The sequence below is a fragment of the Janthinobacterium sp. GMG2 genome, assembly GCF_033949445.1.
Lineage (GTDB): Bacteria > Pseudomonadota > Gammaproteobacteria > Burkholderiales > Burkholderiaceae_D > Janthinobacterium > Janthinobacterium aestuarii.
The window spans coordinates 561907-583302 of the sequence record NZ_JAXAWA010000001.1 but is presented as its reverse complement, the minus strand read 5'-3'; the positions used below and the strand labels follow the sequence as shown (position 1 = coordinate 583302).

The window sequence follows — 21396 nt, the reverse complement described above, 5'->3', positions numbered from 1 at the left end:
TTGATACTCCTCAGGCTGCTTTGAAGCCGGCGGGGCCGGTGGCAGTGCGCGGCACTTGCACGATGCGCTGCACGAACAGGCCCGGCGTGATGACGTGCTCGGGGTCGATGCTGCCCAAGTCAAGCACCTCGTGCACGGAAGCAATGCTAACCTTGGCGGCCATGGCCATGATCGGGCCGAAGTTGCGCGCCGTCTTGCGGTAAGTCAGGTTGCCCCAGCGGTCGCCCTGCTCCGCCTTGATCAGCGCGAAATCGGCGTGGATCGGCGACTCGAACACATACATGCGGCCATCGATCTCGCGCGTTTCCTTGCCCTTGGCCAAGTCCGTGCCATAACCGGTAGGCGTGAAAAAGCCGCCGATGCCGGCGCCGGCGGCGCGGATGCGCTCGGCCAGGTTCCCCTGCGGCACCAGTTCCAGTTCCAGCTTGCCCGCGCGGTACAGCGCGTCGAACACGTGGGAATCGGCCTGGCGCGGGAACGAACAGATGATCTTGCGCACTTGCCCGTTTTTCAGCAGGGCCGCCAGGCCCGTGTCGCCATTGCCCGCATTGTTGTTGACGATGACGAGGTCGCGCGCGCCCTGGGCGATCAAGCCGTCGATCAGCTCGGCCGGCTGGCCCGCGCCGCCAAAGCCGCCAATCATGACGGTGGCGCCATCGTGGATATCGGCCAGCGCATCAAGCACGCTGGAACGCAGTTTGTCGATCATTGCGGTCTCCTCCCAATCAAACCCATCGGCCATTTGTTCGCATAACGAACAAATATTCGTATTTAGAACTTATTCGTGAGAATATGCCTGATCGGGGCGCTTGTCAATTTGGCGTTTTCGCCAGCGCCATGGCTATAATTGCCACCTTGACCAATTGGAATTGCCATGACCGCACGCAGCAGCACCTCCGTTCCCGCCGAAGAAATCCCTGATGCCGACGGCGCGCCCCGCCCCGGCGACAGCTATGTGCAATCGTTCGCGCGGGGCCTGGCCGTGCTGCGCAGCTTTGGCGCGGACGCGCCGCAGCAGACCTTGAGCGAAGTGGCGGAACGGGCGCAGCTGACGCGCGCCGGCGCGCGGCGCATCCTGCACACCTTGCTGCATCTCGGTTATGTGGAAGCGGATGGGCGGCTGTTCCGTTTGACGCCGAAGGTACTCGACCTCGGCTACGCCTACCTGTCGTCACTGCCCGTGTGGACGCAGGCGCAGCCGCTGCTGGAAGAATTGATGCAGACCTTGCGCCAGTCGTGCTCGGCCACAGTGCTCGACGGCGACGACATCGTGTATGTCGTGCGCCTGTCCGCGCATCGCACCATGTCGATCAACCTGGGCATCGGCAGCCGCCTGCCCGCCTACTGCACCTCGATGGGCAGAGTGTTGCTATCGGGCCTGACGCCGGACGTGCTGCGCGAACGGCTGTCGAAGATGGCGCTGCTGAAAATCACGCCGGCGACCAAGGTCGATATCGACGTCTTGATGGAAGAGATTGCGCAAGTGCGGCGCCAGGGCTGGTGCCTGGTACAGGAAGAGCTGGAACAGGGCTTGATCGCCCTGGCCGCGCCCGTGTTTGACCGGGCCGGCAAGGTGGTGGCGGCGATCAACGTGAGCGGCCAGACGGCGGGGCCGTCCGTGGCGCATCTGCTGGAACACAGCTTGCCGAAACTGCTCGATACGGCAAGCCGGGTCAGCGCTCTGGTGCGGGTGCAGCAGTAGCGTTTACTTTTTAAATTTGGCGCAAGGATCCGGGCGCGGCTGCGCCGGCATTGTTTGCGTCAGGTCGAACGTGCCCTTGTAGCCGGTGGTCCCCTGCTCCAGGTAGCCGATGCTGCGCACGTTCAGTTGCGGGTCGGCCAGCTTCAGCCAGCGGGGCACGCCGATATCCTTGCGCACATGTTCATTGCCGGCGATCAGCACCACGTCGCGCGGCGCCTGGTCGCGGATCAGCTTGGCCATCCAGATATCGCGCGCCACTTGCGCGTTGACGACGCCGCCCACCATCATGTCGGGCAGCATATTGCAGCGGGCCGCCTGGACTTCCTTCTTTTGCCCTTCCAGGATATCGGCCGGCACGGGCGCGGCCAGGTACGTGGCCACCATGGCGGGCGGCATCGACCACTGGATGCCGTCGCGCACGATGCGCGAGGCATCGGCCGGCGACAAATTGCCGGCAACCAGGGTCAGCTGGTAGCTGATGACGAGGTCCAGCACGGGCCGGTACACGCTCCAGTCCCAGCGTGGCTGTTCCATCACGCGGATGATGCAATCGGGGTCGGCGCATTCGCGCGCGGCGCGCGTCAGCAAGGCCTGGTTTTCGCGGTCGAACTGCTCCATGACGATCACGGGACGCCAGCCGGCCGCCAGACGGCGGCGCAATTCCTCGACCCGCAGGCGCTGGCCTTGCGCATTGTCAGGGACTTCACCAAGCAGCAGCACTTGCGGATTGGGTAAGGCGTCAGCCACAGGCATGGGAGCGGGCGGCGCTTCCTTCTTCAGCAGGCTGCCGCAGGCGGCCAGCGCCAGCACGCTGCACAGCAGGGCGGCGCGCGCGCCGGCACGGAAAATCACGGTGGTCATGTAAGCGGTATCCAAAGTGGCGATGCGCCAGATTGTACCGTCTCAGGCCGGCGCAGGCAGCTTGCGGCGCTCCAGCACTTCAAACACGGCCATGCCTGCCAGCATGGCGCCGGCAAACATCCACGCCTTCGGCTGGCCCGCCAGCAGCGACACGAGGGCGGGACCGGGACAGAAACCGGCGATGCCCCAGCCCGCGCCAAAGGCCAGGCTGCCCAGCAGCAAGCGCCGGTCGATGCGCCGCGATGTCGGCAACTGCATGGCTTCGCCCAGCAGCGACCTGGTGCGCCGCCGCGCCAGCCAGAAGGCGGGCAAGGCCACGCCGATGGCGCCGCCCATCACCAGCGCCAGCGACGGATCCCAGGCTCCGGCCAGGTCGAGGAAAGCGAGCACCTTGGCTGGATTGGACATGCCGGAGACGATCAGGCCCAGGCCAAAGACGAGGCCGCTTAACAGGGAAAGAATCAGTTTGTTCATAGGTGGCGCAACAGATAGACGGTGAGGAAGCCGGCCGCCATGAAAGCGCAAGTGGCCGCCAGCGAGCGCGGGGACAGGCGCGACAGGCCGCACACGCCGTGGCCGCTGGTGCAGCCGGCGCCATAGCGCACACCGACGCCCACCAGCAGGCCCGCCACGATCAGGGCCGGCGTGCCCGCGTCGATCTGTACGGGCGGCAAGGCTTGCCACAGCTGGTACAGCAAGGGCGTGCCGATCAGGCCGGCAAGAAAGGCGATACGCCAGCCCAGGTCGCCGCTGCGCGGGCGCAGCAAGCCGCCGACAATGCCGCTGATGCCGGCGATGCGGCCATTGAACAGGATCAATAGCGCAGCCGCCAGGCCGATCAGCATGCCGCCGGCCAGCGAGGCCCACGGCGTGAAGTGCTGCCAGGCTATGGTCATGGCGGGGTCAGTCCGCTTCGTCGTTGAACGGGGCGCGCGGCGCGCAAAATTGCGCGTACAGCACTTGCAGCACGGCCAGCACGGGCGCGCTGGCGACGCGGTAATAAATCTGCTTGCCATCGCGCCGCGTGGCCACCAGCATCTCTTCGCGCAGCACGCCCAGCTGCTGCGACAGGGTCGGCTGGCCGATGCCTACTTTTTGCTCGAGGTCACTGACGCAATGCTCGCCCTGCGACAGCTGGCACAGCAGCATCAACCGGTCGGCATTGCCCATGGCCTTGAGCAGCGAGCTGGCCTTGTAGGCCGAGCCACGCATGGCGTCGAGGTTGTATTCGGCGTGTTGTGTTGCGACTGTCTCCATCTTGCCCTCCCACAGGCGGTCATGTTGAATAGCGTGCGATAAACAATATACTAATCAATATATTGTTTTCGTGCTGACGATTCGCACAAAAAAACAACAGTGTTTTTTCGTCGATAGCGTGCTTATGCAAAGTGTGCGGCAGCGATCACGTTTACGCTATCAAAATGACAAATATTCGTAATAAAGAGGAAATAAGCGTATCAAAATTGTCACGATCTATGCTGTAATGGGAGAACAGCAGAAAAACCATGATACGCCCCCGTACAGGCGAATTGTCCGTCCATGCGCTAGCCGGTTTCGGCTGCGCCGCGCGGTGAACAACAGGGAGAGCACGATGAGAATCTATCAGTCGCTATGCATGGCCTTGCTGGCGCTGTCGGCCAGCACATGGAGCATGGCGGCAATCAGCGACACGACAGCTGGCAAGCTGCACGAAGCCGGCGAACGCGTGATGATCGATGAAAGCATCAGCTTGAATAATAATCCCGGCTGGGAAACGCCGGACTTGCCGTATGCACGCCTGCTGGCCAGCAGCAGCGCGACGGCGGCACCGCACTGGAGCACCAGTGGCGCGCGCCATGTGGCCCTGGCGCCACCGAGGCCCATGACGGCCGCACCCGCACAGCAAACCAACGTGCCGGCCCCCGTGCCTGAAGCGAGCATGTACTCGATGTTGCTGGTGGGATTGGGCCTGGTGGCCTTGAGCCTGCACGGCGAAAAACAGGAAAAATTCGATAACTGACGGCGCCTGCACTGGCAAGGCGCTGCTGAAGAACATTCCGCCTGGTGCGGAATGTTTTGTTATGGCGCCATCATTTGTCGAGCAGGCGGCAGACCCGTTCGATATTTCCCACGGGAATACCCGACTTCAGGGCGCGCGCGATGCAGCCCGCCTTGTCCGGGCCCGAGGCGGAAATGAGCACGAAGGCCGTCACCACCACGCTGATGGCGACGAGGACAATCAGGACACCCTTGACGATATCCCAGTTCATTGCGTCTCAACAATGTCATACGTGAAATCATAATAATGCTTGCCGTCCTCGATGCGGATGGCCAGGCTGCCCATGAGTCCTTGCAACTGCTCCGTCCCCGTATCGGGCACCACCGTCACCGACAAGGCGGGCGCGCCGCGCGTCATCGTGCCGCTGTGCTGCAAATAAAAACTGCCGCGGCGTCCGTCCAGAGTACCCTCCACCCGTTCCAGCGCCACATAGCCTGCCGAGCCGCTCACGCTGGCGCGCGCGCTCAGCATCTCGCCCTGCGCGCTGGCCTCGAGCGCGCCGTGGTAGCGCTTGTCGAGCGACAAGCGTCCCAGTCCCGATTGCGCGGCCGTGTCCGACAAGGTTTCCGGGGTGATGGTGACGTCGAAGGTACCGGTAATGGAAGGCATCAGTGCTCCTTGGAAAATGAAGATGTGGCTGGCGCATCGGGTTCGCTCAGCAGCGCATGCAGTTTTTGCATGGTGGCCCAGTTGCGCGAGGTGACGCCGTCGCCCAGCAGCACGCCCAGCGCCGCCACCACCTTGCTGGCCAGCACGCCATCGGGACACCACGCATATGCGGCCCAGCGCCCCAACGCCAGCGCTTCGGGCTGCCACGACTGCTGCACGAGCGGCGCCAGGCGCTGGACGTCGGCCGGATTGTTCAGCACCAGGGTCAGCAGACGGGCCGCATCGGCCGCCGGCGCCAGGGTGTTTTGTTCGACCAGTTCGGCAAACTGGCTGGCCGACAGCACCGTCACCCTGGCCGCCACGCCCAGTTTCAGCACCAGCGCTTCCTCGATGCGGGCAGCGGCCTCGGCCGGCGCTACCTTGCCCCCGTCATACACGACGTTTCCGCTGTTGAGCACGGTGCGCACCTGCGCAAAACCCAGGTCGCCCAGCAGCTTGCGCAGGTCGGCCATGGCCACGCGCTTGGCGCGGCCCACATTAATCCCGCGCAATAGCGCCACTTGCTGACTGTTTTCTATCTGTGCCATGCTGTCTCCTTGCCTATGCCTGGCTGTTGGTGCTTTCCGGCAACGGCGTCACCGTGGGCAGGCGCAGCAGGAACGTCGCACCCTGCCCCAAGGTGCTGCTGACCGTGATGGTGCCGCCAAACTGCTTGGCAATCAAGTTGAACACGATATTCAAGCCCAGTCCCGTACCGCCCTGCCCGCGCCGCGTGGTGACAAACGGATCGAACACGCGGTCGAGCATGTCGGGTGCGATGCCGCGGCCGTTGTCGCGCACCTGCATGGCGATCGCGTCGCCATCGCGGTGCACGCCGATATGGATGTTGCCGGCCGTGTCCGCATCAAACGCGTGCTCGACGCAGTTCAACACCAGGTTGGTCAGCACCTGCGCCAATGCGCCCGGATAGCTGTCGAGCATGATGTCGGGCGGGCAGTCGATATCGATGCTGATGCGCGTCTTTTTCAGGGTCGGCTGCAGGCTCGAGATCACCTCGCCGATATAGTCGCGCAATTCGAACAAACGGCGCGCCTCGCTGACCTGGTCGACGGCGATCTGCTTGAAGCTGTGGATCAGGTGCGCGGCGCGGTAGGCATTGTTCATGATCAGCCGCGCGCTTTCGCCGGCCGTTTCCAGGTAGCGCACGATGTCGGTCTTCTTCACGCTGCCGCCGGCCACGGCCGCGCTGATGTCATCGGTGGCTTCCTTCAGCACCGAGGCGCTGGTCAGCGCGATGCCGACCGGGGTGTTGATTTCATGCGCCACGCCGGCCACCAGGCTGCCCAGCGAAGCGAGGCGCTCCGATTGCAGCAACGATTCCTGCGTGCGGCGCAGCTCGTCCATGGCCTGCGCCGTTGCCTGCTGCGAACGGCGCGCCATGTCTTCCGCCTCGCGGCTGCCCTCGATGATGGACTTGAGCTTGCGCTGCACGGCATTGAAGCCGCGGATCACGTCGCCCAGTTCGTCGCGCCGGTTTTCCGGCAGCTCTTCGACCTCGTCGCTGCCGCGCGTGGCCAGGTCGAACAAGCCGTCGCGCAACTGTTTCAGTGGCTCGAAGACGATGCGCAGGCTCAGCGCCAGGGCGCCCACGAGGATGATGTCAAGCAGCAACACTTCCAGCACCTTGCGCCGCACTTCGGCATGCAGGGCCGCATCGATCTGCGCGCGGCTGAAATTGACGATGACCTTGCCGACGATCACCGGCTTGCCGCCCGTGGCCGCCGCCACGGCGTCGCGGAACACCAGCGGCGCCTCGACAGGCGTGCCGCCCATGGCCACGTCGGCGCTCAAAGGCACCAGGGTGCCGCCCGCGTCGCGCACTTCGCCCGCGAACAGGCCGACCGAGGCGTCGTAGACGCGGATGCCGACCAGTTCCGGCGGCAGCATTTCAGCCGCGACGATGCTGTCGACCTTGGATTTATCGAGGTCCCACAGGGCCGAAGGCAAGCTGGTCTGCAAGCGCGTCAGCACGCCGCTGCGCAGGCGCGCGCTGCCCGATTCGAGTTCTTGGCTCAGTGTATATTGGGTATAGCTGCCGGAAATGCCCAGCACCAAGGTGACGATCACGACAAAAAGCAGGGTCAGCCGGACTTGGATACTCGCCATCAATCAACACTCCCCGGGCCAGGCCTGCCGCCGGCCCGCGGCGCGGGCGCAGATACGTCGGCAATACAAGGGCCTGAATCAAATGTACGGTATGACATGCTTATTGGCAAGATTTACAGTATTTCCACTTTCGATAGGGGCTTTGATGCAGGTTGAGACATTGCGGCATGGCAATGGTAATATCCCGCAATCATCTAAGGAGTCGTCATGGCGGTCACGCATCAACATCTACCCCTGGAACAAGTTCGTCCCGGCATGATCTTGTCGGATGTCTTGCTCGATGCGCATGGACAAGTGCTGTTGCCGCAAGGCGCCGTATTGACGGAAAACATGCTGGCCCTGATGCCCCGCCACAACATCGACATGCTGCCGATCCAGGCGCCGCCCCCTACTCCGGAAGCCATCGCCGCGCAGCAGGCGGCCGACAGCGAACGGCTGGCCTACCTGTTCCGCAAGCATGATCCCGACGATCCCTTGGACGCGGCCACCACCTTGCTGCGCAGCTATGTCACGGCGTACCGCCTGGGCACGGGAGAGTCCGCATGAGCACGCAGCTGACGCTCGACGATATCGTCGCCCACCTCGATGACTTGCCATCCTTGCCCGCCGTCGTCATGGAGTTGCTCAACAGCATCGACCAGGAAGATGTCGATATTTCCGTGCTGGCCAAAAAAGTGTCGTACGACCAGGCATTGACGGCGAAAACCCTGCGCCTGGCCAACTCGTCCCACTATGGCTTGCAAGTGAAGGCCACCACCATCCAGCAGGCGATCACCTACCTGGGCTTCCAGACGACGCGCAGCCTGATCACGTCGGCCGCCATCACCGGTTGCTTTCCGGAAGGACGCTGCCCCGGTTTCGACGACAAGGCCTTCTGGCGTCATTCGGTGGCGACGGCCGCCTGCGCCAAGGTGCTGGCGCGACAGATCCGTTTCAACCAGGATTACGCGTTCACGGCCGGCTTGCTGCACAACATCGGCCGCCTGGTGCTGGTCAGCAGCTTTCCCGCGCACTACGCGCAAGCCATCGCGCACCAGGCCGCGCACGATTGCAGCCTGCTCGAAGCGGAGCAGGCCGTGCTCGGCGTGGACCACGTGCAGGCGGGCGTGGCCCTGGCCGAACACTGGAATTTTTCCGACACCATGCGCCTGGCGCTGGGCAACTACCTGCAGCCGGAAACGCCGGGGGCAGGCTTTCTCGCGTCGCTGATCCACGTGGCCAATGCGGTTGTTTGCGCGCTCGACCTGGCGCAGGCGGGCGACGACATGGTGCCGCGCGTCTCGCCGGTGGCCTGGGATGCGCTGGGCCTGGGCGAAGACGCGTATCTGCAGCTGTTCCGCGAAACGGAGCTGCGCTACGATGAAATCACCTCGGCACTGCTGAGCTAAGCAATGTCCTCACAACGCCGCAAACGCAAACGGCCCTCGCTGCGAAGCGAAAGCCGTTAGGGGTATGACGGTACGTCCATGCTGCCCGGTCCACGCCAGCCTGTTGCCGCCAGCAGCTACGCAAGCGGCACAGTCAGCGTACAACCGCCACATCAGTGCGCGTAATTCGATTCTTGCGCATCGCCGCGGTCTTCCGCTTTTGGACGGCCCTGGGCGTCGGACAGACGGTACTTGGTGCGGCGGTCGCCCATCAAGTCGCGCAGGTCGCGGATGCTCATGCCCGTTACTTCGTGCATGCGGATCAGCAGCGAGGCGCCGACCGGCAAGCGGTGGTGGCGGATCTTGCTGATGACCGGTGGCGCCACTTCAAGCAGACGCGACAGGGCTGCATCGTTCTTCAGCTGCATCTTGCTCAGCAGAATATCCAGCAGGTGGTTCGGGTTGTAACTCTCTTGCGATGCTAATGCATGATGTGCCATGATTTTTCCTCGTCTGGTGAATGTAGAAAATAATGCCGATACGAACTTAAGGCTGGCTTAGAGTGTTTAAATAAACGTCTTGCCCACTGATTCAGCCTTCCCCCGCCCTTCCTCCTTATCGCACTGCCCGCACAGGACTCGCACAGCCACGCCCAGCCAACGTACGCAACTTGCCGCGTGAGTAAACAGCACTGCAACCCACCAAAATGAATTGCATATAAGACAATATACTAGCCCAAACACGCGGCATCTGCGCCTCGCGCAAACTTCCTGATTGTTAAATATCAATCAAGCTGCTGGTTGGCTTGGCAACGATGCTATTTCAACACATTAGGATGCCAGCGGGCGCACACAAGGCTTTGCAGCAACTTGTTACAAATCAATGGTGACGTACGGCAATAAATGCTTTTGAGCATCACGACACATGGCGGCATATACAAGCGGCAACCTTGTCGGCAAGGTCAGCACGACATGGCCCGTGCCCGCGATTTACGCTAAACTATGGCCTGAACTTGCAGCGAGCCTGCCACCGGGCAGCCAGAGGCGCCCGGCCGGTCATCCACCGCCTCCCGCCCCGAGCGGCGCACGGCGCAAGCCGCCTGCCCAGCTTATTTTCCGCCACACTTATTTGCCGCCACATTTACCGATAAGCGCCCGACTCCATGCAGAAAAAAGTATTCATTAAAACCTTCGGCTGCCAGATGAACGAGTACGACTCGGACAAGATGGCCGACGTGCTGGGCGCCTCCGATGGCCTGGTGCGCACGGACACGCCGGAAGACGCCGATGTGATCCTGCTCAACACCTGCTCCGTGCGCGAAAAGGCGCAGGAAAAAGTGTTTTCCGACCTGGGCCGCCTGCGCGAGCTGAAACTGGCCAAGCCGCACCTGTTGATCGGCGTGGGCGGCTGCGTGGCGTCGCAGGAAGGCGACGCCATCGTCAAGCGCGCGCCGTATGTCGACATGGTCTTCGGACCGCAAACCCTGCATCGCCTGCCGCAGATGATCGAACTGCGCCGCGCCAGCGGCGATGCGCAAGTGGACATCAGCTTCCCGGAAATCGAAAAGTTCGACCACATGCCGCCGGCCAAGGTGGAAGGCGCTTCGGCGTTCGTCTCCATCATGGAAGGCTGCAGCAAATACTGCAGCTACTGCGTCGTGCCCTACACGCGCGGCGAGGAAGTGTCGCGCCGCTTCGAGGACGTGCTGACGGAAGTGGCGGGCCTGGCCGCCCAGGGCGTCAAGGAAATCACCCTGCTGGGCCAGAACGTGAACGCCTACCGGGGCGCGATGGAAGGCGGCGAGATCGCCGACTTCGCCCTGCTGCTCGAATACGTGGCCGATATCCCCGGCATAGCACGCATGCGCTTCGTCACCAGCCACCCGAAGGAATTCACGCAGCGCCTGATCGACGCCTACGCGAAGATCCCGCAACTGGTCGACCATTTATATCTGCCGGCGCAGCACGGCTCCGACAAGATCCTCGGCGCCATGAAGCGCGGCTACACGGGCCTCGAATACAAGTCCATCATCCGCCGCATCCGCGCCGTGCGACCGAACATGGCCATTTCATCCGACTTCATCGTGGGATTTCCTGGCGAGACCCAGGCCGACTTCGACGCCATGATGAAGCTGATCGCGGACGTGGGCTTTGACAACAGCTACAGCTTCATCTTCAGCAAGCGCCCCGGCACGCCGGCCGCCAGCCTGGAAGACGACACGCCGCACGAGGTGAAACTGGCCCGGCTGCAGCAGCTGCAGGCGGCCATCGACGCCAACACGCGCAAGTACAGCCTGGCCATGGTGGGCACGGTGCAAACCATCCTCGTCGAAGGCCGTTCGAAGAAGGACACCGATGACAGTGAGCTGCAAGGCCGCACCGAGAACAACCGCGTCGTCAATTTCGACGCCGGCCCGGACGGTTTGCACCTGGTCGGCCAACTGGTCGACGTGCGCATCACCGAAAGCCATTCCTACACCCTGCGCGGCGAATTGGTCGCCAGCGCACCCGCATTGAAAAGAGCCAGTTGAAAACCAAAGCCCCGATACAGCCGCATTACTTCATCCCCGAGCCGCTGGACAACACGCGCCTGGCGCACCTGTGCGGACCGCTCGATGAAAACCTGCGCCAGATTTCCGCCGCCCTCGACGTGACGATCTTCCGCCGCGGCGAGAAATTCATCGTCGGCGGCAGCAATGCCGAACGCGCCGTGGAAATCCTCGAGCAGTTCTACGCCATCGCCAACAAGGTCGTGCCGCTCGAAGAAGTGCAGCTGGCCCTGGTGGAGCAGCGCGCGGGCCTGTCCGCCGCTTCGGAACACCATGCCAACGCGCCCGCCAGCACCTTCGTCGAGCCGGACATCGCCAGCCCCGTGCTGAAAACGCGGCGCTCCGACCTGCGCGGGCGCACGCCGCACCAGATCGCCTACCTGCGCGACATCCTCGAACACGACATCAGCTTCGGCGTCGGTCCTGCCGGCACGGGCAAAACCTATCTGGCCGTCGCCTGCGCCGTCGACGCGCTCGAAAGAGACGCCGTCAAGCGCATCATTTTGACGCGCCCCGCCGTCGAAGCGGGCGAGCGCCTGGGCTTCTTGCCGGGCGACCTGGCGCAAAAGGTCGACCCGTATTTGCGTCCCCTGTACGACGCGCTGTACGATTTGCTTGGTTTTGACCGCACGCAGAAGCTGTTCGAGAAACAGGTGATCGAGATCGCCCCGCTGGCCTATATGCGCGGACGCACCTTGAACCACGCCTTCGTCATCCTCGATGAAGCGCAGAACACCACCGTTGAACAGATGAAGATGTTCTTGACGCGCATCGGCTTTGGCAGCAAGGCCGTGGTGACGGGCGACGTGACGCAAGTCGACCTGCACAAGAGCCAGACGAGCGGCTTGATCGACGCCGTGCACGTGTTGAAAGATGTGCGCGGCATCGGCTTCACGCAATTTAACAGCACCGACGTGGTGCGCCATCCCCTGGTGGCACGCATCGTCGACGCCTATGAAACGGCGCAGGCGGCCAATGCCGATGCCGCCCACTTGCCCTCCTTATTGAAACCAGCCGTCGCCAAAAATGTCCGAAAAAAATAAACTGTCCTTGTCCGTGCAATACCCGGACACCCGCCTGGAAACCCTGATCACGCGCCCGAAAGTACGACGCTGGGTCAAGGCGGCCCTGTTCGCGCCAGCCGAATTCACGATTCGCTTCGTCAACGCGGAAGAAGGCCGCACCCTGAACCGCGACTACCGCGAAAAGGACTATGCCACCAACGTGCTGACGTTCGCCTACAACGAAGGCGAAGAACTGAACGACGACGAGCCGACGCGCGCCGACATCATCCTGTGCACGGACGTGCTGGAAAAGGAAGCGGCGGAACAAAAGAAGAGCGTGGAAGAGCACACGGCCCATTTGATCGTCCACGGCGTGCTGCATGCGCAAGGCTACGACCACATGGATGACGAGGAAGCCACCGAGATGGAGGGGCTGGAAACGGAAATCCTCGCAAAACTCGGCATTACCGACCCGTACAAGGAGTAAGCGCATGGGAACCTGGGCCACCGACGCCTTCGGCAACGACTACGCCATGGACTGGGCGCAGGACTTGAACGAATATAAAACCCTGGAACTGGTCGAAGCGACGCTCGACAACGTCATCGACAGCCAGGAAGCGGAACTCGAGGCGCCGTTCGCCGCCGAAGCGCTGGCCGCGCTGGACGTGATCGCGCGCCTGCTGGGCAAGCCGGGAGAAAATGACCCGGCCACCGCGGAAGTAGACGAATGGGTGGCCGCCTGCAAGAAGAAAGTCACGCCGCCGCTGCTGGAAAAAGCGCGCCTGGCCTTCGAACGCATCACGGCCGAAGCGTCGGAACTGCGCCAGCTGTGGCAGGACAGCGAGCATTTCGCCGACTGGCAGGCCGACGTGGCGGCCTTGCGCGCGCGCGTGCTGGGCCCGGAAGCGGCGTAAAAGATCGCGCAACGGCGCACTTCAACGTATTAAATTTGCATCAAAAGCGGGGAAATCCGGTATGGCCCCACTTTTGGTGTATCCTATATCCCTTCGCAACAACGGCTCACGCCTCCTATGCCCGAGCACCCTAGTGGCGTCAGAACTGACGTCAAGCCCCACCGGTCACTGTTTGAACGCCTGACCGCACTCATTTCCCCCGAGCCAGAGAACCGTGCAGAATTGCTCGAAGTTCTACACGATGCGCATGAACGCAAGCTGATCGACGCCGACGCCCTGTCGATGATCGAAGGCGTGTTCCAGGTATCGGATCTCTGCGCGCGCGACATCATGATTCCCCGTTCGCAAATGGATGTCATCGACATCAGCAAGCCGATCGAGGAATGGATGCCGGAAGTCCTGTCCACCGCCCACTCGCGCTTCCCCGCGATCGAAGGCGAGCGCGACAAGGTCATCGGCATCCTGCTGGCGAAAGACTTGCTGCGTTATTACGCAGAAGAAACTTTCGACGTGCGCGACATGCTGCGCCCCGCCATCTTCATCCCCGAATCGAAACGCCTGAATGTGCTGCTGCGCGATTTCCGCGCCAACCACAATCACATGGCCATCGTCGTCGATGAATACAGCGGCGTCGCCGGCCTGATCACCATCGAAGACGTGCTGGAACAGATCGTCGGCGACATCGAGGACGAATACGACTTCGACGAAGCCGAGGACAATATCCTCTCGCTCAAGGAAGGCCAGTTCGGCCCCCGCTGGCGTGTCAAGGCATTGACCGAGATCGAACAGTTCAACGAAGAAGTGGGCAGCCACCTGGTGGACGATGACGTCGACACCATCGGCGGCCTCGTGTCGAAGTACCTGGGCCGCATGGCGCACAAGGGCGATATTTTCGACCTGGGCAATCTGCGCTTCGAGGTACTGCGCGCCGATGCGCGCCAGGTGCACGTGCTGCTCGTCGAGCGCCTGCCCAACGTGCCGGAACTGGAACTCTGACATGCGCGTGCTGTAAATGCGTTTCAGACGCGTCGATCCCAACGCCCCCGCCAAACCGCCCCGCAGCACGTGGGCGCGCATGCTGACTGCCGCCATCGCCGGCGCCGTCGCCGTGCTGGCGTTCGCCCCGTTCGGCTACTGGCCGCTGCAAATCCTCAGCCTGGGCGTGCTGTTCTACCAGGTGCTGCGCGCATCGAACGTCAAGGCCGGCGCGCTGATCGGCTGGGCCTACGGCTTCGGCTGGTGCGCGGCCGGCACGCACTGGCTGTATATTTCCATGCACCGCTATGGCGACATGGCAGCGCCGATCGCCGCCATCGCCGTGGCCTTGCTGGCCCTCTTGATGGCCATTTACGTGGCCATGGCCATGGGCGCGGCCGCCTGGCTGCGCCAGCGCTGGGTGCTGTCCCTGCCCGCCATGACCTTGCTGGTATTGCCTGCCACGTGGACCCTGTTCGAATGGACGCGCGGCTGGCTGTTTACGGGTTTCCCGTGGCTGGCCACCGGCTACGCCCACAATACCAGCCCGCTGGGCGGCTTTGCCCCCATCGTCGGCTCGTATGGCCTGGGCTGGCTGGCGGCGCTGTCGGCCGGCGCCCTGCTCTTGCTGACGCACCGCACGCGCTGGTTTGCACTGGGCGGCGTCATCGCACTGTACGCGGCCGGCATCGGCTTGCAGTACGTGAACTGGACCCACCCTGTCGGACGCCCGATCACCGTGCGCCTGCTGCAAGGGAACGTGCCGCAGCAGCAGAAATTCGACCCCGGCTTCGTGCTGGGCGCCCTGCAGATGTACCAGAGCGCCATCACCAGCGCGCCGGCCGACCTGATCGCCACGCCGGAAACGGCCGTCACCGTGCTGCCGCACCAGCTGCCGCCAGGTTATCTGGATAGCCTGGCGACTTATTCGCAGCAGACGGGCAGCACGATTTTGGTCGGCATGCCCGTGCTCGACGAACAGCAGCGCTTCTACAATGCGGCCGTGGGCATCACGCCCAACGGCACGCCGGGACCGTACTACCAGTACCGCAAGCACCATCTGGTGCCATTCGGCGAATTCGTGCCGCCCGGCCTGCACTGGTTTGTCGCCATGATGGCCATCCCGCTGGGCGACATGGGCCGCGGCGCGGAAGTACAAGCGCCTTTGCCCGTGCGCGACCAGCTGGTGCTGCCGAATATCTGCTATGAAGACTTGTTTGGCGAAGAAATCGCCGGCCAGCTGGCCAGCGCCCACCGCCATGGCAAGCAGTCGGCATCCGTGCTGCTCAATATCTCGAATCTGGCCTGGTTTGGCGACTCGATCGCCATCCCGCAGCATCTACAGATTTCGCAGATGCGCAGCCTGGAAACGGGCCGCCCCATGCTGCGCTCGACGAACACGGGCGCCACCGCCGTCATCGACGGCAAGGGCGTCGTGCAAAGCCTGCTGCCGCCGGAACAGCAAGCCACGCTGGCGGCCAAGGTGCAAGGCATGGGCGGCATGACGCCATACATTCTGTACGGCAATAAACTGGTGCTGGCCCTGGCCGCGCTGGCCCTGCTGACGGCCTTCCTGCTGTCGCGCGCCGCCCGCCGTGGCCGCGCCGCGCAGCAATAAGCGGCCGATATTGCCCGAAGAGTCACAGTGGGCCCGTAAAAACCGCTAAAATTAGCAAAAACCCGGCCCGGACGCGCTGCCAAGCATGCGTCCGGGCTTCAAGCAAACCTTAACAAAGCGCAGCCTCCCGCGCGGCGAACTCATACGATGCTCACATTTCAACAAATTATCCTGACCTTGCAAACCTATTGGGACAAGCAAGGTTGCGCCCTGCTCCAGCCTTACGACATGGAAGTCGGCGCCGGCACTTTCCACACCGGCACCTTCCTGCGCGCGATCGGCCCGGAACCTTGGCGCGCCGCGTATGTGCAGCCGTCGCGCCGCCCGAAAGATGGCCGCTATGGCGAAAACCCGAACCGCATGCAGCATTACTACCAGTACCAGGTGGTGTTGAAGCCGGCGCCGGAAAACATCCTCGACCTGTATCTGGGTTCGCTGGCCGCGCTGGGCCTGGACTTGAAGCAGAATGACGTGCGCTTCGTCGAAGACGACTGGGAAAGCCCGACCCTGGGCGCCTGGGGCCTGGGCTGGGAAGTCTGGCTGAACGGCATGGAAGTGACGCAATTCACCTACTTCCAGCAAGTGGGCGGCCTCGATTGCAAGCCCGTGCTGGGCGAGATCACCTACGGCATCGAACGCCTGGCCATGTATCTGCAAGGCGTGGAAAACGTGTATGACCTGGTGTGGACGGAGTGGGAAGAGAACGGCACTACGAAAAAACTGACCTACGGCGACGTCTTCCACCAGAACGAAGTGGAGCAATCGACCTACAACTTCGAGCACGCGAATACAGACCTGCTGTTCGAACAGTTCGGCAACTACGAAGCGGAAGCGAAGCGTTTGATCGAGCTGCAACTGACCTTGCCCGCCTACGAGAAGATCATGAAGGCCTCGCACAGCTTCAACATGTTAGATGCGCGTGGCGCCATCTCGGTGACGGAACGCGCCGCCTACATCGGCCGCGTGCGCACCCTGTCGCGCCTGGTGGCACAAGCGTATTACGACTCGCGCGAACGCCTCGGTTTCCCGATGCTGCCCGCCGCAGACCAAGCCGCCGCCTAATTCGAGCCTCTACACCGCCGTACCTGACAAGAACACCATGAACCAAACACTGCTCATCGAACTGCTGACCGAAGAACTGCCGCCGAAAGCGCTGGCCAAACTGGGCGCCGCCTTCACCGCCGGCATCGTCAACGGCCTGAAAGCGCGCGACTTCCTCGAAGCCGGCAGCGTCGCCACCAGCTACGCCTCGCCGCGCCGCCTGGCCGTCTCCATCACCAACGTGCGCGAAGTCTCGCCCGATAAATCGATCCGCGAAAAAGTCCTGCCCGTCTCCGTGGCGCTGGACGCGAACGGCAACGGCACGCCGCCGCTGGCCAAGAAACTGGCCGCGCTGGGCTTCCCCGACCTGACGGTGGCCGAGCTGGAACGCGCCGCCGACGGCAAGGCTGAAAGCTTCTTCTACACCTACACGGCGCCAGGCAGCCAGCTCGCCGCCGGCGCGCAAGCTGCGTTGACCGAATCGGCCGCCAAGCTGCCGATTCCAAAGCTGATGAGCTATCAGCGCCCGGACGGCACCACCGTGCAATTCGTGCGCCCTGCCCACAGCCTGATCGCTCTGCACGGCATCAATATCCTGCCCCTGACCCTGCTGGGCTTGACGGCCGGCCGCAGCACCCTGGGCCACCGCTTCCTGACCGACGGCGAACCGATCGCCATCGCGCACGCGGAAAACTACGCGCCATCGCTGATCCTCAACGCCAGCGTCATCGCCAGCAACGAAGAACGCAAGGAGCGCATCCGCGCCCAGCTGCTGGACAAGGCCGGCGCCGACCAGGTGCTGATGCCCGAAGCGCTGCTCGACGAAGTCACCGCCCTGGTCGAATGGCCGGTCGTGTATGAATGCCACTTCGAGGAAGAATTCCTGGCCGTGCCGCAGGAATGCCTGATCCTCACCATGCAGACGAACCAGAAGTATTTCGCGCTGACCGACAGCGAAGGCAAGCTGCGCTCGCGCTTCCTGATCGTCTCGAACATCGAGACGGACACGCCCGAGCACATCATCGGCGGCAACGAGCGCGTCGTGCGCCCGCGCCTGTCCGACGCCAAGTTCTTCTTCGAGCAGGACAAGAAGAAAACCCTGGCATCGCGCCTGCCACTGCTGGCCAACGTCGTCTACCACAACAAGCTGGGCACGCAAGCGGCACGCACGGAGCGCGTCAAGTCGCTGGCCGGCGCCATCGCCGCCAAGCTGCAGTACGACGTGGCACTGGCCGAACGGGGCGCCCTGCTGGCCAAGGCCGATCTGCTGACCGACATGGTGGGCGAATTCCCCGAACTGCAAGGCATCATGGGCACGTACTACGCGCGCCATGACGGCGAGCCGGAAGAAGTGGCCTTGGCCGCCTCCGAACACTACCAGCCGCGCTTTGCCGGCGACAGCCTGCCGTCCACCGCCACCGGCACCGCCGTGGCCCTGGCCGACAAGCTGGAAACCCTGGTCGGCATCTGGGCCATCGGCCTGGCGCCGACGGGCGACAAGGACCCGTTCGCGCTGCGCCGCCACGCGCTGGGCGTGCTGCGCATGCTGCTGGAAAAACGCTTGCCATTGTCGATCCAGGGCTTGCTGGCGGATGCGGCAGCGCAGTTCGCAGCGGTGCCCGGCTTCAAGGACCCGGTCGCGGACGTCACCACCTTCATGCTGGACCGCCTGCGCGGCATCCTGCGCGAGCGCGGCTTCTCGCCGAATGAAATCGAAGCCGTCGTGGCACAGAATCCGGACCGCCTGGACGACATCGTGCAGCGCCTGGAAGCCGTGCAGGCGTTTGCCGCCCTGCCGGAAAGCGCCTCGCTGGCAGCTGCCAACAAGCGCATCACGAACATCCTGAAAAAGAACGAGGAAGCCCTGAGCCAGGTCGCCGCCGGCGGCGTCAACGTGGCGCTGCTGCAGGACGAAGCGGAGAAAAAACTGGCCGCCGCCGTCTCGCGCGTGCAGCCGGAAGTCGACGCGGCCTTTGCCAAGGGCGACTTCACCAGCACCCTGCAAACCCTGGCGCAGCTGCGCGACGATGTCGATGGCTTCTTCAATGACGTGATGGTGATGGCCGAGGATGTCGCCCTGCGCAACAACCGCCTGGCCTTGCTGTCGTCCCTGCACGGCATGATGAACCGCGTGGCCGACATCTCCAAGCTGGCGGCATAATGGGTACTCCGGCGCTGAAACTGATTATTCTCGACCGCGACGGCGTCATTAATCATGACTCGCCGGACTTCATCAAGTCGCCGGCCGAATGGCTGCCGATCCCCGGCTCGCTCGAAGCGATCGCCCGCCTGAACCAGGCTGGCTATCGCGTGGTGATCGCCTCGAACCAGTCGGGCATCGCGCGCGAATACTTCGACATGACGGTGCTGAACGCGATCCACCAGAAGATGCACACCCTGGCGCAGCAGGTCGGTGCCGATATCGACGCCATCTTCTTTTGCCCGCACGCGGGCGCGGACAATTGCGACTGCCGCAAGCCGAAACCGGGCATGTTCCATGAAATCTCGCAGCGCTACAACACCAGCCTGAAAGGCGTGCCCACGGTCGGCGATTCGCTGCGCGACCTGCAGGCCGGTTTCATCAGCGGCTGCGTGCCCTACCTGGTATTGACGGGCAAGGGCGAAAAAACCAACGAGACGGGTGGCCTGCCCCCCGGCACCCAGGTCTTCCCCGACCTGGCCGCCGTCGTCAGCCACCTGCTCAAGGCGCCAGCGGCACCGGCGCCCACCGTAGCATTCAGTATCTAATTTTCGGAGAACCGCATTGCGTAATATTTCCCTGTTCCTGCGATCACTGCTGTTCATGATCATCATGATCGTGGCCACCATCGTCTGGGCCTGCGTGTGCTTTTTTGCCGCGCCATTGAGCTACAACAAGCGCTATTGGGTCACCTCGCGCTGGAACGTGTTTATCCTGTGGTGCGCCAAGGTCATTTGCGGCATCCGCTATGAAGTCAAGGGCGCCGAGAACTTCCCCGACGCGCCGGCCATCGTGCTGTCGAAACACCAGTCGGCATGGGAAACCATCTTCTTGCTTCCCAGCCTGCCACGCCCGCTCGTGTATGTGTTCAAGAAGGAGATTTTGTACATCCCCTTTTTCGGCTGGGCCATGGCGCTGCTGCGCATGATTCCCATCGACCGCAAACAGGGCAAGCATGCATTCAAGAGCGTCGTTGCGCATGGCAAGCGCCGGCTGGCCGATGGCCAATGGATTATCATGTTCCCTGAAGGGACCCGCATTCCCGTGGGCCAGGCGGGCAAGTACAAGAGCGGCGGCACGCGTTTGGCCATTGCCACGGGCGCCGCGGTGGTGCCGATTGCGCACAATTCAGGCGAGTGCTGGCCCAAGCAGTCATTCCTCAAACGCCCGGGACTGATCACCGTCTCGATAGGCAAACCGATTTCGCCGGAAGGGCAAACCCCGGACAGCATGATGCAACAGGTGGAAAATTGGATAGAATCAGAAATGCGCGTCATTTCGCCTCACGCCTACAACGCTGGCTAGACGGCATCAGCGCGGTCATCCAGGAGCCGACACTGCGCCAGCAGATGAAGACCATCAAGGTCGGCGACCAGCAACTGGATTTGTTCGCGCATGACGTCTCGACCAGCACGCCCCCGGCGGTGCGCCCCACGGCACCGCCAGCGCCGCCCGTGGCGCCACCGGTAGTGGCGCCCGCGCCGCCCATCGCTCGTCCCACCCCACCTCCCCTGCCTTCCCCACCACGCACCGCCGATGGCCCGCCATTGCGCCAGCTGCAGCTGGGCAGCCACCTCGTTGAATTCGCCCTGCGCCGCTCCACGCGCCGTTCCATCGGCTTCATGATCGACGATAACGGCTTGCGCGTGACGGCCCCCAAGCGCGTCACCCTGGCCGAAATCGACAACGCCATCCGCGCCAAGCAAAGCTGGATCGTCTCGAAGCTGCTGGAACGGGGCGAGCGCAAGGTGCAGCGCCAGCAGCGCCCGCCCGTGGCCTGGGTCGATGGCGCCGTGCTGCCCTACCTCGGTGGCGAGATCACCTTGCGGCTGCACCAGGCGCCGCGCCACCGCGCCAGCTTCCAGCGCGAGACGAATGAATTGCACGTATGGGTCACGCCCACGGGCAGCGAGCAGCAACTGAAGGAAAAAGTGAAAGGCTGGTTCCAGCACGAAGCGCGCCAGCTGTTCGAGGCGCGCCTGGACGTATATGCGGACAAGCTGGGCGTGCGCTACGATTCGCTGTCGCTATCGTCGGCCGGCACGCGCTGGGGCAGTTGCACCATCGAGCGCAAGATCCGCCTGAACTGGCGTTTGATCCACTTCGCTTTGCCGCTGATCGACTACGTGGTGGCGCACGAGCTGTCGCACCTGCTGGAAATGAACCACAGCCCCCGCTTCTGGGCCACCGTGGAATCGATTTATCCCGATTATGATGGCGCCAAGCAGGCGCTCAGAAAACGCTCGCAGGAGTTGCCTGTGCTGTTTACGTAGGCGCCTGTCGGATTACGCTCTACGAGCTAATCCGACCTACAGCCACGTAGGTCGGATTAGCGCAGCGCGCGTAATCCGAC

Annotated in this window: 25 protein-coding genes; 15 read left to right on the top strand and 10 right to left on the bottom strand. The window is 63.2% G+C overall.

Features of this window, described 5'->3' with window-relative positions; translation table 11 throughout:
• Positions 1–10: 10 nt before the first annotated feature.
• A complete protein-coding gene (locus SKZ59_RS02630; RefSeq protein ID WP_034746807.1) occupies positions 11–709 on the bottom strand; it encodes a 3-oxoacid CoA-transferase subunit A in 699 nt (232 codons plus the stop codon).
• 165 nt (positions 710–874) lie between these two features.
• Between SKZ59_RS02630 and SKZ59_RS02625 the strand changes: the two genes are divergently transcribed.
• Positions 875–1702: an IclR family transcriptional regulator C-terminal domain-containing protein gene (locus SKZ59_RS02625; RefSeq protein ID WP_080698413.1), complete on the top strand. Its 828-nt coding sequence runs from the start codon at positions 875–877 to the stop codon at positions 1700–1702.
• A 3-nt stretch (positions 1703–1705) separates the two neighbouring features.
• Here the strand turns inward: SKZ59_RS02625 and SKZ59_RS02620 are convergent, their stop codons facing one another.
• From SKZ59_RS02620 to SKZ59_RS02605, 4 genes are read right to left on the bottom strand one after another with little or no spacing between them, the layout of a single operon-like run.
• A complete protein-coding gene (locus SKZ59_RS02620; RefSeq protein WP_319990743.1) occupies positions 1706–2563 on the bottom strand; it encodes a ChaN family lipoprotein in 858 nt (285 codons plus the stop codon).
• A 42-nt stretch (positions 2564–2605) separates the two neighbouring features.
• Positions 2606–3037 (bottom strand): YeeE/YedE family protein, encoded by a 432-nt coding sequence (locus SKZ59_RS02615; RefSeq protein WP_319990742.1) that lies wholly within the window; start codon positions 3035–3037, stop codon positions 2606–2608.
• Positions 3034–3459, bottom strand: coding sequence for a YeeE/YedE family protein (locus SKZ59_RS02610; protein WP_319990741.1), 426 nt, complete (start codon positions 3457–3459; stop codon positions 3034–3036). The genes SKZ59_RS02615 and SKZ59_RS02610 overlap by 4 nt, the downstream gene beginning before the upstream one ends.
• 7 nt (positions 3460–3466) lie before the next feature.
• A complete protein-coding gene (locus SKZ59_RS02605; protein ID WP_034746789.1) occupies positions 3467–3820 on the bottom strand; it encodes an ArsR/SmtB family transcription factor in 354 nt (117 codons plus the stop codon).
• Positions 3821–4154: 334 nt separating this feature from the next.
• On the opposite strand from SKZ59_RS02605, the gene SKZ59_RS02600 reads away from it, so the two are divergent.
• Entirely contained in the window at positions 4155–4562 is a 408-nt protein-coding gene (locus tag SKZ59_RS02600) for a PEP-CTERM sorting domain-containing protein (protein ID WP_319990740.1), read from the top strand.
• A gap of 70 nt (positions 4563–4632) precedes the next feature.
• Here the strand turns inward: SKZ59_RS02600 and SKZ59_RS02595 are convergent, their stop codons facing one another.
• From SKZ59_RS02595 to SKZ59_RS02580, 4 genes are read right to left on the bottom strand one after another with little or no spacing between them, the layout of a single operon-like run.
• Positions 4633–4812 (bottom strand): hypothetical protein, encoded by a 180-nt coding sequence (locus tag SKZ59_RS02595; RefSeq protein WP_034746783.1) that lies wholly within the window; start codon positions 4810–4812, stop codon positions 4633–4635.
• Positions 4809–5210 (bottom strand): DUF3224 domain-containing protein, encoded by a 402-nt coding sequence (locus SKZ59_RS02590; protein WP_219327893.1) that lies wholly within the window; start codon positions 5208–5210, stop codon positions 4809–4811. The genes SKZ59_RS02595 and SKZ59_RS02590 overlap by 4 nt, the downstream gene beginning before the upstream one ends.
• Positions 5210–5797, bottom strand: coding sequence for a DUF1697 domain-containing protein (locus SKZ59_RS02585; RefSeq protein ID WP_319990738.1), 588 nt, complete (start codon positions 5795–5797; stop codon positions 5210–5212). Before SKZ59_RS02585 ends, SKZ59_RS02590 begins: the two co-directional genes overlap by 1 nt.
• 13 nt (positions 5798–5810) lie before the next feature.
• On the bottom strand, positions 5811–7376 hold the full coding sequence (locus tag SKZ59_RS02580) for a HAMP domain-containing sensor histidine kinase (RefSeq protein ID WP_319990737.1): 1566 nt from the start codon (positions 7374–7376) through the stop codon (positions 5811–5813).
• 207 nt (positions 7377–7583) lie between these two features.
• On the opposite strand from SKZ59_RS02580, the gene SKZ59_RS02575 reads away from it, so the two are divergent.
• Complete coding sequence (locus tag SKZ59_RS02575; RefSeq protein ID WP_257620210.1) at positions 7584–7922, top strand: hypothetical protein; 339 nt, start codon at positions 7584–7586, stop codon at positions 7920–7922.
• On the top strand, positions 7919–8764 hold the full coding sequence (locus SKZ59_RS02570; RefSeq protein WP_070301229.1) for an HDOD domain-containing protein: 846 nt from the start codon (positions 7919–7921) through the stop codon (positions 8762–8764). Before SKZ59_RS02575 ends, SKZ59_RS02570 begins: the two co-directional genes overlap by 4 nt.
• A gap of 152 nt (positions 8765–8916) precedes the next feature.
• Here SKZ59_RS02570 and SKZ59_RS02565 read toward each other — a convergent pair whose 3' ends face one another.
• On the bottom strand, positions 8917–9243 hold the full coding sequence (locus SKZ59_RS02565) for a hypothetical protein (protein ID WP_034746769.1): 327 nt from the start codon (positions 9241–9243) through the stop codon (positions 8917–8919).
• Between the two features lie 662 nt (positions 9244–9905).
• Between SKZ59_RS02565 and miaB the strand changes: the two genes are divergently transcribed.
• The 11 genes from miaB (at position 9906) to SKZ59_RS02510 (ending at position 21316) form a co-directional block, all read left to right on the top strand.
• Positions 9906–11273, top strand: coding sequence for a tRNA (N6-isopentenyl adenosine(37)-C2)-methylthiotransferase MiaB (gene miaB / locus SKZ59_RS02560; protein WP_319990735.1), 1368 nt, complete (start codon positions 9906–9908; stop codon positions 11271–11273).
• Positions 11270–12334 carry a PhoH family protein gene (locus tag SKZ59_RS02555; RefSeq protein WP_319990734.1) on the top strand — a complete coding sequence of 355 codons (1065 nt, stop codon included), beginning with the start codon at positions 11270–11272 and terminating at the stop codon, positions 12332–12334. The genes miaB and SKZ59_RS02555 overlap by 4 nt, the downstream gene beginning before the upstream one ends.
• Complete coding sequence (ybeY, locus tag SKZ59_RS02550) at positions 12318–12782, top strand: rRNA maturation RNase YbeY (RefSeq protein WP_319990733.1); 465 nt, start codon at positions 12318–12320, stop codon at positions 12780–12782. The genes SKZ59_RS02555 and ybeY overlap by 17 nt, the downstream gene beginning before the upstream one ends.
• 4 nt (positions 12783–12786) lie before the next feature.
• Positions 12787–13209 (top strand): DUF4259 domain-containing protein, encoded by a 423-nt coding sequence (locus SKZ59_RS02545; protein WP_319990732.1) that lies wholly within the window; start codon positions 12787–12789, stop codon positions 13207–13209.
• Positions 13210–13326: 117 nt separating this feature from the next.
• On the top strand, positions 13327–14205 hold the full coding sequence (locus tag SKZ59_RS02540) for an HlyC/CorC family transporter (protein ID WP_034746750.1): 879 nt from the start codon (positions 13327–13329) through the stop codon (positions 14203–14205).
• 16 nt (positions 14206–14221) lie between these two features.
• Positions 14222–15802, top strand: a complete 1581-nt coding sequence (lnt, locus tag SKZ59_RS02535; RefSeq protein ID WP_319990730.1) for an apolipoprotein N-acyltransferase — start codon at positions 14222–14224, stop codon at positions 15800–15802.
• Positions 15803–15949: 147 nt separating this feature from the next.
• The gene (glyQ, locus tag SKZ59_RS02530; RefSeq protein ID WP_319990729.1) at positions 15950–16864 is read left to right on the top strand and encodes a glycine--tRNA ligase subunit alpha; all 915 of its coding nucleotides are present in this window, start codon (positions 15950–15952) and stop codon (positions 16862–16864) included.
• A 37-nt stretch (positions 16865–16901) separates the two neighbouring features.
• Positions 16902–19004, top strand: a complete 2103-nt coding sequence (gene glyS / locus SKZ59_RS02525; RefSeq protein ID WP_319990727.1) for a glycine--tRNA ligase subunit beta — start codon at positions 16902–16904, stop codon at positions 19002–19004.
• Entirely contained in the window at positions 19004–19591 is a 588-nt protein-coding gene (gmhB, locus tag SKZ59_RS02520) for a D-glycero-beta-D-manno-heptose 1,7-bisphosphate 7-phosphatase (protein ID WP_058048328.1), read from the top strand. Before glyS ends, gmhB begins: the two co-directional genes overlap by 1 nt.
• A 16-nt stretch (positions 19592–19607) precedes the next feature.
• The gene (locus SKZ59_RS02515; protein ID WP_319990725.1) at positions 19608–20348 is read left to right on the top strand and encodes a lysophospholipid acyltransferase family protein; all 741 of its coding nucleotides are present in this window, start codon (positions 19608–19610) and stop codon (positions 20346–20348) included.
• Positions 20349–20392: 44 nt separating this feature from the next.
• Positions 20393–21316 carry a SprT family zinc-dependent metalloprotease gene (locus SKZ59_RS02510; RefSeq protein WP_319991088.1) on the top strand — a complete coding sequence of 308 codons (924 nt, stop codon included), beginning with the start codon at positions 20393–20395 and terminating at the stop codon, positions 21314–21316.
• Positions 21317–21396 lie beyond the last annotated feature (80 nt).

Excerpts from the sequence above, each read along its gene's own strand:
- glyQ (WP_319990729.1), top strand. The coding sequence starts at position 15,950 with ATGCTCACATTTCAACAAATTATCCTGACCTTGCAAACCTATTGGGAC.
- SKZ59_RS02625 (WP_080698413.1), top strand. The coding sequence starts at position 875 with ATGACCGCACGCAGCAGCACCTCCGTTCCCGCCGAAGAAATCCCTGAT.
- SKZ59_RS02580 (WP_319990737.1), bottom strand. The coding sequence starts at position 7,376 with ATGGCGAGTATCCAAGTCCGGCTGACCCTGCTTTTTGTCGTGATCGTC.
- SKZ59_RS02600 (WP_319990740.1), top strand. The coding sequence starts at position 4,155 with ATGAGAATCTATCAGTCGCTATGCATGGCCTTGCTGGCGCTGTCGGCC.
- SKZ59_RS02610 (WP_319990741.1), bottom strand. The coding sequence starts at position 3,459 with ATGACCATAGCCTGGCAGCACTTCACGCCGTGGGCCTCGCTGGCCGGC.
- SKZ59_RS02575 (WP_257620210.1), top strand. The coding sequence starts at position 7,584 with ATGGCGGTCACGCATCAACATCTACCCCTGGAACAAGTTCGTCCCGGC.
- lnt (WP_319990730.1), top strand. The coding sequence starts at position 14,222 with ATGCGTTTCAGACGCGTCGATCCCAACGCCCCCGCCAAACCGCCCCGC.
- SKZ59_RS02590 (WP_219327893.1), bottom strand. The coding sequence starts at position 5,210 with ATGCCTTCCATTACCGGTACCTTCGACGTCACCATCACCCCGGAAACC.
- SKZ59_RS02565 (WP_034746769.1), bottom strand. The coding sequence starts at position 9,243 with ATGGCACATCATGCATTAGCATCGCAAGAGAGTTACAACCCGAACCAC.
- SKZ59_RS02605 (WP_034746789.1), bottom strand. The coding sequence starts at position 3,820 with ATGGAGACAGTCGCAACACAACACGCCGAATACAACCTCGACGCCATG.
- SKZ59_RS02630 (WP_034746807.1), bottom strand. The coding sequence starts at position 709 with ATGATCGACAAACTGCGTTCCAGCGTGCTTGATGCGCTGGCCGATATC.
- SKZ59_RS02620 (WP_319990743.1), bottom strand. The coding sequence starts at position 2,563 with ATGACCACCGTGATTTTCCGTGCCGGCGCGCGCGCCGCCCTGCTGTGC.
- SKZ59_RS02585 (WP_319990738.1), bottom strand. The coding sequence starts at position 5,797 with ATGGCACAGATAGAAAACAGTCAGCAAGTGGCGCTATTGCGCGGGATT.
- SKZ59_RS02595 (WP_034746783.1), bottom strand. The coding sequence starts at position 4,812 with ATGAACTGGGATATCGTCAAGGGTGTCCTGATTGTCCTCGTCGCCATC.
- miaB (WP_319990735.1), top strand. The coding sequence starts at position 9,906 with ATGCAGAAAAAAGTATTCATTAAAACCTTCGGCTGCCAGATGAACGAG.
- glyS (WP_319990727.1), top strand. The coding sequence starts at position 16,902 with ATGAACCAAACACTGCTCATCGAACTGCTGACCGAAGAACTGCCGCCG.
- ybeY (WP_319990733.1), top strand. The coding sequence starts at position 12,318 with ATGTCCGAAAAAAATAAACTGTCCTTGTCCGTGCAATACCCGGACACC.
- SKZ59_RS02570 (WP_070301229.1), top strand. The coding sequence starts at position 7,919 with ATGAGCACGCAGCTGACGCTCGACGATATCGTCGCCCACCTCGATGAC.
- SKZ59_RS02540 (WP_034746750.1), top strand. The coding sequence starts at position 13,327 with ATGCCCGAGCACCCTAGTGGCGTCAGAACTGACGTCAAGCCCCACCGG.
- gmhB (WP_058048328.1), top strand. The coding sequence starts at position 19,004 with ATGGGTACTCCGGCGCTGAAACTGATTATTCTCGACCGCGACGGCGTC.
- SKZ59_RS02545 (WP_319990732.1), top strand. The coding sequence starts at position 12,787 with ATGGGAACCTGGGCCACCGACGCCTTCGGCAACGACTACGCCATGGAC.
- SKZ59_RS02510 (WP_319991088.1), top strand. The coding sequence starts at position 20,393 with ATGAAGACCATCAAGGTCGGCGACCAGCAACTGGATTTGTTCGCGCAT.
- SKZ59_RS02615 (WP_319990742.1), bottom strand. The coding sequence starts at position 3,037 with ATGAACAAACTGATTCTTTCCCTGTTAAGCGGCCTCGTCTTTGGCCTG.